General features: G+C 66.0%; 9 protein-coding genes and 1 pseudogene. 2 read left to right on the top strand and 8 right to left on the bottom strand.

Going from position 1 to position 13,135, the window contains the following annotated elements:
• Window positions 1-67: 67 nt before the first annotated feature.
• The 6 genes from accC to ACVWZM_RS42345 form a co-directional block, all read right to left on the bottom strand.
• Window positions 68-1,426: an acetyl-CoA carboxylase biotin carboxylase subunit gene (gene accC, locus ACVWZM_RS42370; protein ID WP_028344933.1), complete on the bottom strand. Its 1,359-nt coding sequence runs from the start codon at window positions 1,424-1,426 to the stop codon at window positions 68-70.
• 24 nt (window positions 1,427-1,450) lie between these two features.
• Complete coding sequence (accB, locus tag ACVWZM_RS42365; protein WP_456856226.1) at window positions 1,451-1,948, bottom strand: acetyl-CoA carboxylase biotin carboxyl carrier protein; 498 nt, start codon at window positions 1,946-1,948, stop codon at window positions 1,451-1,453.
• A gap of 52 nt (window positions 1,949-2,000) precedes the next feature.
• On the bottom strand, window positions 2,001-2,474 hold the full coding sequence (aroQ, locus tag ACVWZM_RS42360) for a type II 3-dehydroquinate dehydratase (protein ID WP_456856224.1): 474 nt from the start codon (window positions 2,472-2,474) through the stop codon (window positions 2,001-2,003).
• A gap of 335 nt (window positions 2,475-2,809) precedes the next feature.
• Window positions 2,810-3,628 (bottom strand): DUF1236 domain-containing protein, encoded by an 819-nt coding sequence (locus ACVWZM_RS42355; RefSeq protein WP_057019995.1) that lies wholly within the window; start codon window positions 3,626-3,628, stop codon window positions 2,810-2,812.
• Window positions 3,629-4,019: 391 nt separating this feature from the next.
• Window positions 4,020-4,787, bottom strand: coding sequence for a DsbA family protein (locus tag ACVWZM_RS42350; protein WP_016840097.1), 768 nt, complete (start codon window positions 4,785-4,787; stop codon window positions 4,020-4,022).
• Between the two features lie 87 nt (window positions 4,788-4,874).
• On the bottom strand, window positions 4,875-6,281 hold the full coding sequence (locus ACVWZM_RS42345) for a M48 family metalloprotease (protein ID WP_057019998.1): 1,407 nt from the start codon (window positions 6,279-6,281) through the stop codon (window positions 4,875-4,877).
• Between the two features lie 227 nt (window positions 6,282-6,508).
• Here ACVWZM_RS42345 and ACVWZM_RS42340 point away from each other — a divergent pair, with 227 nt between their 5' ends.
• Both ACVWZM_RS42340 and ACVWZM_RS42335 read left to right on the top strand, forming a co-directional pair.
• Window positions 6,509-7,696 (top strand): pyridoxal phosphate-dependent aminotransferase, encoded by a 1,188-nt coding sequence (locus ACVWZM_RS42340; RefSeq protein WP_076832263.1) that lies wholly within the window; start codon window positions 6,509-6,511, stop codon window positions 7,694-7,696.
• Window positions 7,697-7,915: 219 nt separating this feature from the next.
• Window positions 7,916-9,251: pseudogene (locus ACVWZM_RS42335) on the top strand (dicarboxylate/amino acid:cation symporter).
• A 10-nt stretch (window positions 9,252-9,261) separates the two neighbouring features.
• On the opposite strand, the gene ACVWZM_RS42330 reads toward ACVWZM_RS42335, so the two are convergent.
• Window positions 9,262-10,494 (bottom strand): NAD(P)/FAD-dependent oxidoreductase, encoded by a 1,233-nt coding sequence (locus tag ACVWZM_RS42330; protein WP_076832265.1) that lies wholly within the window; start codon window positions 10,492-10,494, stop codon window positions 9,262-9,264.
• Window positions 10,495-10,600: 106 nt separating this feature from the next.
• Window positions 10,601-13,132: an Rne/Rng family ribonuclease gene (locus ACVWZM_RS42325; protein ID WP_456814388.1), complete on the bottom strand. Its 2,532-nt coding sequence runs from the start codon at window positions 13,130-13,132 to the stop codon at window positions 10,601-10,603.
• Window positions 13,133-13,135 lie beyond the last annotated feature (3 nt).

The raw sequence follows: 13,135 nt of genomic DNA, 5'->3' as shown, positions 1-13,135 counted from the left end.
GTCCCCGTGGAAAGCCAATAATCCTATAGTACGTCTGAGGAAGGGCTGGGTTCCACGGAGTTCCGAACTATTTTGCGGCGTCGGACGGCTGACCGGCGAGGTACTGCTCCAGCCAGTGAATGTGGTAGTCGCCCTCGATGATGTCGGGCTCGCGCACCAGCGCGCGGAACAGCGGCAGCGTCGTCTCGATCCCGTCGACCACCATCTCGTCCAGCGCCCGGCGCAGCCGCATCAGGCACTCGCCGCGGGTCTTGCCGTGCACGATTAGCTTGCCGACCAGCGAGTCGTAATAGGGCGGGATCACATAGCCCTGATAAACGGCGGAATCGATCCGCACGCCGAGGCCGCCGGGCGGATGGAATTGCGTGATGCGTCCGGGCGAGGGACGGAAGGTCTGCGGGTTCTCCGCATTGATGCGACACTCGATGGCGTGGCCGATGATCGCGATGTCGTCCTGCTTGGCCGGAAGGTCGCCGCCGGCGGCGATCCGGATCTGCTCCAGCACGAGATCGATATCGGTGATGCTTTCGGTGACGGGATGCTCGACCTGGATGCGCGTGTTCATTTCGATGAAATAGAACTCGCCGTCCTCGTAGAGGAATTCGATGGTGCCGACGCCGAGATATTTCATGTCCCGCATCGCCTTGGCGCAGGTCTCGCCGATCCTGGCGCGCGCCGCCGCCGCGAGCACGGGCGAGGGGCCTTCCTCCCAGACCTTCTGGTGACGGCGTTGCAGCGAGCAGTCGCGCTCGCCGAGATGGATGGCGCCGCCGCGGCCGTCGCCGAGAATCTGGATCTCGATGTGGCGCGGCTTCTGCAGGTATTTCTCCAGGTAGACCGAGGCGTCGCCGAACGCCGACTTGGCCTCGTTGGCCGCGGTCGAGAGCGCGAGCGCGAGGTCAGCCTCGGTATGGGCGACCTTCATGCCGCGGCCGCCGCCGCCGGCCGCCGCCTTGACCAGCACCGGGAATCCGATGTCTCTGCCGATCGCGAGCGCGTCGGCCTCCGAGGTCACCGCGCCGTCCGAGCCGGGCACCACGGGAATGCCGAGGCGCTTGGCGGTCTTCTTGGCTTCGATCTTGTCGCCCATCAGGCGGATGTGCTCGGCCTTCGGTCCGATGAAGCCCAGATTGTGGTCGGCGAGGATCTCGGCGAAGCGCGCGTTCTCAGACAGGAAGCCGTAGCCGGGATGCACGGCGTCGGCGCCGGTGATCTCGCAGGCCGCGAGCAGCGCCGGCACGTTGAGATAGGAATCCTTCGACGGCGGCGGGCCAATGCACACGCTCTCGTCGGCGAGCCGCACATGCATGGCGTCGGCGTCGGCGGTGGAATGCACCGCGACGGTCGAGATGCCGAGCTCCTTGCAGGCGCGCAGCACGCGAAGCGCGATCTCGCCGCGATTGGCTATGAGGATCTTGTCGAACATCGCAGCGCCTGGTGTTGACGGAAGCTATTCAATGATGACGAGCGGCTCGCCGAATTCGACCGGCTGGCCGTCCTCGACGAGAATCTGCGTCACGGTGCCCGCGCGCGGCGACGGGATCTGGTTCATCGTCTTCATCGCCTCGATGATCAGAAGCGTCTGGCCGGCGGAGACCTTGGTGCCGACTTCAATGAACGGCTTGGCGCCCGGCTCGGGCGCCCAATAGGCGGTGCCGACCATCGGCGACGGCACGACGCCCGGGTGCTTGGCGAGATCGGTCGCAGCCGCAGCCACCGGGACGGCAATGGCGGCCGGTGCGGCAACGCCCGCCACGGAGGCGGCGGGCACCGAGGCCGCGATGCTGATGTTGCGCGCGACGCGGACACGCAGGCCGGCACGCTCGATCTCGATCTCGGTCAGATTGGTTTCCGCAAGCAGCAGCGCGAGTTCGCGAATGAGGGCGCTGTCGTCGCTCTTGGAGTCGTTCTTTTTTGCGGTTGATTTGTCGTCTGGCTGGCGCGCCATGCTCTGTGATCCGAAATCTTTGTCTGGTGACGGGGAACGTCAGGATTGACGATTAAGTCTTTGGCTTGGCGTCGATCTTGACGCCGATCCTGGTGGCGAGGCCGATGATCGCAAGCCGGTAGCCGTCGATGCCGAAGCCGCAAAGTGACGCGAAGGCGGCTTTAGCAGTGAACGAGTGGTGTCGGAAGCTTTCGCGGGCGTGGATGTTGCTGACGTGAACTTCGACCGCGGGGATCTTGACCGCGATCAGCGCGTCATGCAGCGCGATCGAGGTATGAGAGTAGCCACCGGCGTTGATGATGATGCCGACCGCCTTCTTGGCGTGGGCCTCATGGATGAAGTCGATCAGTTCGCCCTCGCGGTTGGACTGCCGGCAGTCGGCGGTCAGCCCGAACTGGCGTGCGGTGTCCGCGCACAGCTTCTCGACATCGGCGAGGGTCGCACGGCCGTAGGTCTCCGGCTCGCGCGTCCCCAGCAGATTGAGGTTCGGGCCGTTCAGCACATAGATCGTTCCGGCAGCAGCCATTCCAGAGTTTCCTGCCAAGTTCCGGCCAAAGGTTCCGAGAGGGGGTCCGACAAGGGGTGGAGTGGGCCGGGTTATAGGTAACAACCGGCCGAAGGGGAAGTCTTTAGGTGAAATCGGAACGTCTTCAACAACTTCCTCCACCCTGTTAGGTGCCTGCCCTAACCTGCGGAAAATGCTGATTAACCAAATCTTGCGGAAGCTGCCTTCAGCGGGCGCTCCGGCCCGCCATCCACCGGCGCGTTGCGGGGTGCGGCCGAAAGCAAGACCCCGCCCCGAAGGGGCGGGGTCGAGATGAAGGCGAGGGCCCGTTTGGGCGCCCTCGCACCGAGGCCGGTTTAGCCCTCGATGATGTAGACGATCTCATGGGTCTCAGGCTGCACGATCACGTAGCGGCCCTTGACCAGGATGAACTGATAGCCGCGCCACTGCGGGTAGATCGTCACGACCCGCTCCGGCACCGGGTAGAAGTGAACGTCAGCCGGAACGCGGGTGCCGACCGACACGTTAAAGTTGACGTTGGTGGCTTCGGTCACGTGCTCCGACTTGATCGCGGTCGTGATCTGGCTGCGCTTCTCGGCCGGCGGAGCCGCGGTGGCCGACGTTGCCGCGTTACCGGTCGTGGTCTGCGTGCGGCTCGTGTCGTTGGTCTGCGCGCGGTTGGGGTCGGCCGGGCTCTTGGTCTGAGCGTTCTGGTTGGTCGTGGCACCGGCACCGCTCTTGTCGCGGCCCTCGGCGTTCATCTTGCCGCTCTTGTCACGCTCCTCGGCTTTCATGTTGCCGCTCTTGTCGCGACCTTCGGCCTTCATGTCCTTCGAGCCCTCCTTGGAGCCCTTGGTCGCTTCGTTCTCCGAGCTCATGCCCTTCGACTTTTGGGTACTGTCCTGCGCGCCCTTGGTGGCCGTGCCGGACTTGTCGGACTCCGCACCCTTGGTGCTCGACTCACCGGTCGTCGAATGCTCGGAACCCTTCATGCCGCTCTTGTCATGCTGCATGGTGCCCGATGACGCACCACCGGACGGTGCAGACTGCTGCGTGGTCGCACCACCACCGGCCCCAGTTTCCTTGTTGGCGCCGCCGGCGCCCTGTGCGTTCGCGAAACCGGTGCCGGCGATCAAAGCCGCCGCCGCGACCGAAATCAGAAAGCGGTTAGACATCGTAATTCCTCCTCGTTTTTCAGCATTGCCCGCGCCGACAACGGGAGAGCATGTGCGATGTTCCTGTTGATTTGCGGTTCCTTGCGGTTTGTTCTTGAGGTGAATGCGCGATGAACGCGCGAGATGAATGCGCGGCTGCTTCAACCGCAGGCCCAGTCGAACTCCGCGCCCGCATGATCGAGCTGGCCGTTGCCGCCGCCGAAATTGAAGCCGCCGAAATGCTCTTCGATCTCGAGATTAGGTCGCGCTATATTTTCGGCCTCGCGCGACTTGCGTCGTTGGTGACGGCCCTTGGTTGCGACCCGCGCGGAATCGGTTCGGTGGCGGCCACAAAAAATCCGGCTGCATCGCAGCCGGATCTTGTACGCGATGAGCGCTGTCGGAGCGGCGATCAGCAGGTCGCCTTGCCGCAGCGGGCGATGCCGATCTTTTCCTTGAGGTTGTCGACGCCGACGGCGCCGATCACGACCTGCTTGCCGATCACGTAGCTCGGCGTGCCGTTCATGCCCATGGATTCGGCGAGGCGGAAGTTCTCCTCGATGGTCGCCTTCACCTCGGGGCTCGCCATATCCTTCTCGAGTTTCGCCATGTCGAGACCGACCTCCTTGGCGACCGCCAGCGCGCGCGCCTTGTCGGCGGCGCCGCGGCCGCCGAGCAGCTTCTGGTGGAAATCGAGATACTTCTTGCCGGTCGGATCCTGCATGCGCACGGCGACCGCGACCTGCGCGGCCTCGACCGAGCCCTGGCTCAGCACCGGGAATTCCTTCAGCACGACCTTCAGCTTCGGATCCGCCTTCATCAAATCGAGCATGTCGGACATCGCGCGCTTGCAGTAGCCGCAATTGTAATCGAAGAACTCGACGAAGGTGACATCGCCGTCCTTGTTGCCGAGCATGACGCCGCGCGGCGAATTGAAGATGGTGTCGGCGTTCTTGGCGACGCTCTGCTCATGCTTCTCGGCTTCGGCGGCGGCCTGCCGCTTGCTCAGCTCGTTCATCGCCTCCTCGAGCACCTCCGGGTGCGCGATCAGATAGTTGCGCACGATGGTCTCGATGTCGCCGCGCTGGGTGTCGGTGAAGCTCTGCGCGGACGCCGGAAGCGGCGCGGCGCAAACGCCGAGCGCGAGCAGGGCAGGGGCAAGAAAACGAAGCGCTGGCATGACAAAATCCTTGTTCGCGGTGGCTCAAAAAAACGGCGGGGCCGTGAGCCGGTTTAGGTGATCGTTGTATGGAACTACGGTTTATTTCTAGTTGTTTTTCTGACCCGGCATGGGCTTGGCGCTCACAATGTCGTCAGCTTTGACCCAGCCGGGCGTGCCGATCGCGAACCGCGTCTTGGCGCGTGACGCAAGATCGCGGGCGGTCTTGGTGTCGCCGCGGAGATAGGCGGCCTGCGCCGAGGCGAGGTCGGCCTGGGCATAGTCGCCCTTGCGGCCATAGGCCATCGCGAGCTGGGTATAGCCGAGCGGCGCCTCTGGCTCGCGCGCCACCGCGGCACGCAGCATGTTGATCGCCTCGTCGGTGTAGGCCTTGTTGTCCGAGGCGACCAGCGCCTGGCCGAGCAGCATCTCGATCAACGGCGAATTGCTGGAGAGCTGCACTGCGCGGCGCAGCGGCGCGATGGCTTCGGCCGGCCGGCCGCCTTCGAGCAGCGCCTGGCCGCGCAATTCATGGAAATAGGGATTGTTGGGCTGCACCTGGATCAAGCCGTCGATCTGCGCGATCGCCGAGCGCAGATCGCCGTGCAGATAGGTCGTGATCGCGCGTGCATAGCGCGCCGGCAGGCTGGTGTTGGACAGCGGATAGCGGCGGTAGACCGTGTCCTGCCGCTCCATGAAGCCCGAGATCTTGGCGCGCATCATGTCGTGGCGCAGCTGCAGTGCCGGATCGTCCTTCTTGTCCCAATAGGGGCTGGAGCGCGCCAGTTCCTGCAACGCGGAGACGCGATCGACCGGCATCGGGTGCGACTGCAGATAGGGATCGGCCCCGCGCGAGGCGAACAGGCTCTCGTCGGTGAAGCGCTTGAACGTCTCGTACATGCCCTTGGCGGATTGTCCGGTCGCATTCAGGAACTTGACGCCGGCGCGGTCGGCGTTCTCCTCCTGCTGGCGTTGATAGGACAATAGCGTGCGCTGAATGACCGCTTGCGGCGCCGAGATCGCCGCGGCGCCGGCGCTGGAGAGACCATTGCCGCCGCCGCGGCCGCCCGCACCCGCGGCAAGCGCGCCGACGCCGAGCAGCATCGCGATGATCATCTGGGTCTGGGCTTGCGCCAGCTGCTCGCGCATCTTGGCGAGATGGCCGCCGGCGAGGTGGCCGGTCTCGTGCGCCAGCACGCCGATGATCTGGTTCGGCGTCTCCGATTGCAGCAGCGCGCCGTAATTGACGAAGATGCGCCGGCCGTCGGCGACGAAGGCGTTGAACGAGCCGTCGTTGATGATCACGATCTGGATGTTCTGCTTCTCCAGACCGGCGGCGCGCAGGATCGGCCTTGTGTATTCGCGCAACAGCTGCTCGGACTCGGTGTCGCGCAGCACCGGCGGGCCTTTTTGCTGGGCTCGCGCAGGGACCACGGGGCCGACCGCGAGCGCAACCGCGGTCATGAGCGCGGTCAGCTTGAAGGTCCTGGTGCGAAGCGCGAGGCGGAACAGCATGGGCGATCTATCGGCGATGACTGGCCGCGCCGGCACAAGTCCGTGTTCCGGGCCCGACCGGATCAGGCGCGTGGCGCAGTCTGTTGTTTTTGCAGTTCTTCTTCACGCGAACCGGGTATTCACTAGGCCTGAAAGCGTTATAAGGAGCCACCGAATGCGGCCAGTCTGGGGCGGCAGCCGGTAACGGGAACCCGAATTCGGCAGCGGCCGTGCAATAGCAGAAATCCATGCGTGAAGCGACACCGAGAGACCGTGTAGGCAGCCGGTTGACAGCATCCGGACGGAGCGATGTTCCGCCGTTCATGGTGATGGACGTGATGGCGGCGGCCGCGCGAATCGAGGCCGCCGGCGGCCATGTCATCCATATGGAGGTGGGGCAGCCCGCCGCAGGTGCGCCGAGGCCGGCGATCGCGGCCGCGCAGGCCGCGCTTGCGGACGGGCGGATCGACTACACCTCGGCGCTCGGCATTCCCTCGCTGCGCGCGCGCATCGCCCGGCACTACAGCGACACGTATGGTTGCGCGGTCGACGCGGAACGCATCATCGTTACGACCGGCTCGTCGGGCGGGTTCATCCTGGCGTTCCTTGCGATGTTCGAGCCGGGCGACCGGGTCGCCGTGACCGTGCCGGGTTATCCGCCGTACCGGCATATCCTGACCGCGCTGGGCTGCGAGCCGGTGCTGATCGAAACCTCCGGCGACACCCGCCATGCCCTGACCGGCGAGGCGTTGCTCGCCGCCCATCGCAAGGCGCCGCTGAAGGGCGTGCTGGTCGGCAGCCCCGCCAACCCGACCGGCACCATGATGTCGCGCGAGGCGCTGTCGACCCTGATGGCGGCCGCCGACAGCGCCGGCATCCGCTTCATCTCCGACGAGATCTATCACGGGCTCGACTATGCGTTTCCTGCGGTGACGGCCGCAGAGCTGTCGCCGAACGCGCTCGTGATCAACTCGTTCTCGAAGTACTTCTGCATGACCGGCTGGCGTGTCGGCTGGATGGTGGTGCCCGACGTGCTGGTGCGGCCGATCGAGCGGCTGCAGCAGAACCTGTCGATCTCGGTGCCGACCCTGTCGCAGATCGCGGCCGAAGCGGCGTTCGAAGGCCGCGAGGAGATGGAGGCGATCAAGCGCGGCTATCAGGAGAACCGCCGCATCCTGATCGAAGGGCTGCCGAAGGCCGGCCTGACCAAATTCCTCCCCGCTGACGGCGCGTTCTACCTCTATGCCGACGTCTCCGACTTCACCTCCGACAGCTTCGCCTTCGCCAGCGAGATGCTCGAGAAGGCGCATGTCGCAGCGACCCCCGGCGTCGATTTCGATCCGATCCACGGCCGCGCCTTCATCCGTTTTTCCTATGCACGCTCGGCCGCGGAGATGCAGGAAGCAGTTGCACGGATCGCGCATTGGCTTAAATAGCCCGCGAACTCCAGGAGCCTTCAAACTCCAAGAGCCATCAAGAGCCTTCCGGCGTTCGCTTTGCCTTTCGGATCGGTTTCGCAGCGCAGTGCCGTGGTTTCGCCGGCACTGTGGCGGGCGGATCATCGCGGATAAGCGGCAGGGCCCACACAGTTCCATTTGACTTGAACCGCCAAGTTGATCTTGGCTGTTTCCGCCATTTCTGAGGGGGAGTGACACATGGCAACGGCAACCGTTGTCACGGCTGCGCCGGCGAGCGCCGGCAGCAAGCCGTGGTATAAAGTTCTCTATGTCCAGGTCCTGATCGCGATCGTGCTCGGCGCATTGGTCGGCTGGTTGTGGCCGGGCCTTGCCAACCAACGAGTGGATCAAGGCGCTCGGTGACGGCTTCATCAAGTTGATCAAGATGGTGATCGCGCCGATCATCTTCTGCACCGTGGTATCGGGCATCGCCCATATACAAGATGCCAAGAAGGTCGGCCGCATCGGTGTCAAGGCGCTGGTGTATTTCGAGGTCGTCTCGACCTTCGCGCTGGTGATCGGATTGCTCGTCGGCAATCTGGTCAGGCCCGGTGCCGGCTTCGGCAATGCGGCGGCGAACGCGCAGGCGGTTGCCGGCTATGCCAAGCAGGCGGAGGCGCAGAAGAGCGTCGACTTCGTGCTGCACATCATTCCGGACACCGTGGTCGGCGCATTCGCGCAGGGCGAGATCCTGCAGGTGCTGCTGTTCTCGGTGCTGTTCGGCTTCGCGATCATGGGCCTTGGCGAGCGCGGCCACACCATCCGCTCGTTCATCGACGACGCCGCGCATGCGGTGTTCGGCGTGATCTCGATCGTGATGCGGGCGGCGCCGATCGGCGCATTCGGCGCGATGGCCTTCACCATCGGCAAGTTCGGCACCGGCGCGATCCTCAACCTGATGGGGCTGATCGCGACGTTCTATCTGACCGCCGCGTTGTTCGTGTTCGTGGTGCTCGGCATCATCGCGCGGATCGCCGGGTTCTCGATCTTCAAGTTCCTGGCCTACATCAAGGACGAGCTCCTGATCGTGCTCGGCACCTCGTCCTCCGAGAGCGCGCTGCCATCATTGATGGAGAAGCTCGAACGTCTCGGCTGCTCGAAATCGGTGGTCGGCCTCGTGGTGCCCACGGGCTATTCGTTCAACCTCGACGGCACCAACATCTACATGACGCTGGCGACCCTGTTCATCGCACAGGCGCTGGGCTTCGATCTCACCTTCAGCCAGCAGATCACCATCCTGATCGTGGCGATGCTGACCTCGAAGGGTGCCTCCGGCATCACCGGTGCCGGCTTCATCACGCTGGCGGCGACGCTTGCGGTGGTCGATCCGCGGCTGGTGCCGGGCATGGCGATCGTGCTCGGCATCGACAAGTTCATGAGCGAGTGCCGCGCGCTGACCAATCTGTGCGGCAACGGCGTGGCTTGCGTGATCGTCGCCTGGTGGGAGGGCGAGCTCGACCGCGACAAGCTCAATGCCAATCTCGCCAAACAGGTCGACCCAACCGACATGGAGACCGCGTTGACGACGGACTAGTTCTCCTTAGTTAGAACCGGTCCAGCCGATACGGCGAGGTGTCCACCGCGGATGCCTCGCCGTTCATCGTTTCGGCCAGCACCCGCGCGGTCGCGGGGCCGAGCGTGAAGCCCTGATGGCCGTGGCCGAAATTCACCCACAGCCCGCGATGCCGCGGCACCGGCCCGAGCACCGGCAGCATGTCGGTTGTGCAGGGGCGGGTGCCGAACCACGGTTCGGGCTCGACGCGGCTGCCGATCTCGATCAGCTCGCGCGCGGCCGCTTCGGCGTAGCCGAGCTGGATCGGCGTCGCCGGTGCGTCGGGACTGGTCAGCTCCGCGCCGGTGGTGATGCGGATGCCCTTGGCCATCGGCGCCATCGCATAGCCGTTCGCGGTGTCGACCAGCGGCAGGTCGAGCGAGCGGCCGCCCTGGTAGTGCATGTGGTAGCCGCGCTTGCGCACCAGCGGGATCCGGTAGCCGAACTTGCGGAGCAATTGCGGTGACCACGGGCCGAGCGTGACCACGACATGGGCGGCATCGATCCGGCCGCCACTGGTGTCGACCGACCAGCCGGACGTCGTCTCCGTCAGCGTCTGCGCATCGCCGCGCAACAGCGTGCCGCCGAGACGCTCGAACAGTCCGGCATAGGCGGAAACAAGCCCGCCGGGGTCCGACACGGTCCAGGGCCCAAGCCAGTGAATGGCGCCGGGCAGGTCGTCGCGCAGCAACGGCTCCGCCTTGGCGAGCTCGCGGCCATCAAGCACGCGAAACGTCACGCCGAAGTCGCGCTGGTTCTCCTCGGCGATCGCAATGGCCTGTTCGAGCGCGGCCGGGTCGCGATGTAGCAGGCGATAGCCGGCGCGGCGGATCAGATTGTCGGCATGGGCATCGCGGATCAGCGTGTCGTGCTCCGCGGTGGCGTAGGCGATCAGGCGCGCCCAGGCGATGGTGGCTTCACGGTGCCGCTCGGGCGTCGAGTTCCACCAATAGCGCAGCAGCGGACCGGCGTGCTGCGGCAGCGAAGCCAGGCGGTAGCGCACGTCGTTGGTGCGCCCCATCGCGATCCGGGCGAGGACGGCAGGATCGCGCGGCATCGGGTAGGGCCGCACCGCCTCGCTCTGGATGATGCCGGCATTGCCGTAGCTGGTTTCGCGGCCCGGATCCTTGCGGTCGACGAGCGTCACCGACCAGCCGCGGCGCTGCAGATGCAGCGCCGTGCTGACGCCCACCATGCCGCCGCCAAGAACGATAGCGCTTTGCATTGGGATCCGTCTCCGTCAGGCTTCGTTACGCCGGCGTCTGACGAACGGATTGCCTGTTCAATAAAAACGCCCGGCGTGAGCCGGGCGTTCTGACTTGCAGGTGGTGCTAGTTGCCGCCGCCGAAGCGGCGCGACCACCAGCCCTTGCGGGCCGGAGCCTCGGCCGCAGCGGCCGGTGCCGGCTCCGGAGCAGCCGCGGCCGGCTCAGGGGCAGCTTCCTCCGGCGGGCTTTGAACCAGCGCCGCTGATGCCTCGGGCTGAGGGGGCGATGCGAAGTTGACCTTTTCGCGCACCGTCGAGCGGCGACGCTGCGCGCGGTCACCTTCGGCAGTGTCCTCGGCGGCAGACGCCGCGGGGGTTTCGGGCTCGGGTGCCGCGACCGGCTCGACAGGCGCGACCTCGGTCGGCTGCCACTCCGGCGGCTCGGCGACCAGTTCGGGCTGCGCCAGCGAGGGAGCCGGCTCCATATCATGGCTATCGAAATCGGCGACTGCGTCGGAGGCCTCCGACGTCGCCGCCGGGCTCAACTCATCGGAGATCGATCCGGCGAGACCGTCATCCGGTCCGCCACTGCCGCGCCGGCGCCGGCCGCCACGGCGTCCGCGGCGCCGCGGACGGCGATCGCCATTGCCGGCCTGGTCGTCGCGGGCAGCGCTCTGCTGCTCGTCGCCTTCGTCCTCATCACCTTCGGCATCGGCGGCGGCAACCGCCTCGGTGCCTTCGGGCAGGACATGCATGAGATCGCCGTCCTCGCGCAGCTGCTGGGCGCCTTCACGCGCCTCGCTGCCGCCACCGCGGCCGCGGCGCCGGCGGCGCCGCTTGCGGCGCTGGCCGTCGCCTTCTCCATCAGCGGCGCTTGCTTCATCACCGGCCGCCCGCTCGTCGGCGAGACCCTCGGTCTCGTCGGTCTCGATCTCGGCCTCGTATTCGAACAGTTCTTCCTCGTCATCGGCCTCTTCGGCCTGGGCCGGCGCGGCGGCAGCCTGCGCAGCGAGCAGCGCCTTGGCGGCTTCGAGCGTATGCACCTGCTCGCCGCGGTCGATGATGTAGGACTGCTGGCCGTGCACCGTGGCATCCGCGACGATCGACAGCGAAACCCGGAAGGAGTCTTCGAGGTCGCGCAGATGGCCGCGCTTGTGGTTGAGCACGTAGAGCGCGACGTCGGTGCGGGTGCGGACCACCAGGTTGTGGGTCGCGCCCTTCATCAGGATCTCCTCGATGCCGCGCAAGAGCTGCAGCGCCACCGACGAGACCGAGCGGACGTGACCGCTTCCGCCGCATTGCGGGCAGGGCTCCGTCGAGCTTTCGAGCACGCTGGCGCGGATGCGCTGGCGCGACATTTCCAAGAGGCCGAAATGCGAGATGCGGCCGACCTGGATCCGCGCACGGTCCTGGCGCAGGCAGTCGGACAGCTTGCGCTCGACCGCGCGGTTGTTGCGCTTCTCGTCCATGTCGATGAAGTCGATGACGATCAGGCCGGCGAGGTCACGCAGGCGCAATTGGCGCGCGACTTCTTCCGCCGCTTCCAGATTGGTCTTGAGCGCGGTGTCCTCGATATGGTGCTCGCGCGTGGCGCGGCCGGAGTTGACGTCGATCGAGACCAGCGCCTCGGTCTGGTTGATCACGATGTAGCCGCCGGAGCGCAATTGCACGGTCGGCGAGAACATTGCGTCGAGCTGGCTTTCGACGCCCATGCGCGAGAACAGCGGCTGACCGTCGCGATACTGCTTCACCGCGCGCACATTGGCCGGCATCAGCATCTTCATGAAGTCGCGCGCTTCACGGTAGCCGGCTTCGCCGGCCACCTGGATCTCGTCGATCTCCTTGTTGTAGAGGTCGCGGAGCGAGCGCTTGATCAGCGAACCTTCCTCGTAGACCAGCGTCGGCGCCTGCGACTTCAGCGTCAGGTCGCGCACCGTTTCCCACATCCGGATCAGATATTCGAAGTCGCGCTTGATCTCCGGCTTGCTGCGGGAGGCGCCGGCGGTGCGCAGGATGATCCCCATGCCCTCGGGCACGTCGAGATCCTGCACCACTTCCTTCAGCCGCGAACGGTCCTGGGCGGAGGTGATCTTGCGGCTGATGCCGCCGCCGCGCGCGGTGTTGGGCATCAGCACGGCGTAGCGGCCGGCGAGCGACAGATAGGTGGTCAGCGCGGCGCCCTTGTTGCCGCGCTCTTCCTTGACGACCTGCACCAGCATCACCTGCCGGCGCTTGATCACTTCCTGGATCTTGTACTGGCGGCGCGGGCGGAACGGGCGCTCCGGAACCTCCTCGAGCACGTCGTCGCCGCCGACCGACTCGACGACGTCCTCTTCCTCGCCTTCCTCGCCCTCATCCTCTTCGTCATCTTCGCCGGCCTCGTCGCCAGGCCCGGTCTCGGGCGCGACCACCTCGGCGAGCGCGCCATATTCGGCGACCGCGTGTTCATCCGCGGCGGCGTGAAGCTCGTCGGAAGCCACGCGCGGCGCGTCGTCGGCATGCGCGGCGTTTTCCTCGATCTGCTCCTCATGGGCGCGCTCGGGCTCGTGATTGACCTCGATCGTCTCGACGGTCTCGGGCGCGGCCGACGCGGCGGAGGCTTCGACCACCGCAACGACGGGGTCGGAGGGGGCGTCGGCAACCGCCGCCTCGCTCACCTC

This window comes from Bradyrhizobium sp. USDA 4501 (assembly GCF_054062115.1).
This window is presented reverse-complemented; position numbering and strand designations above follow the sequence as displayed.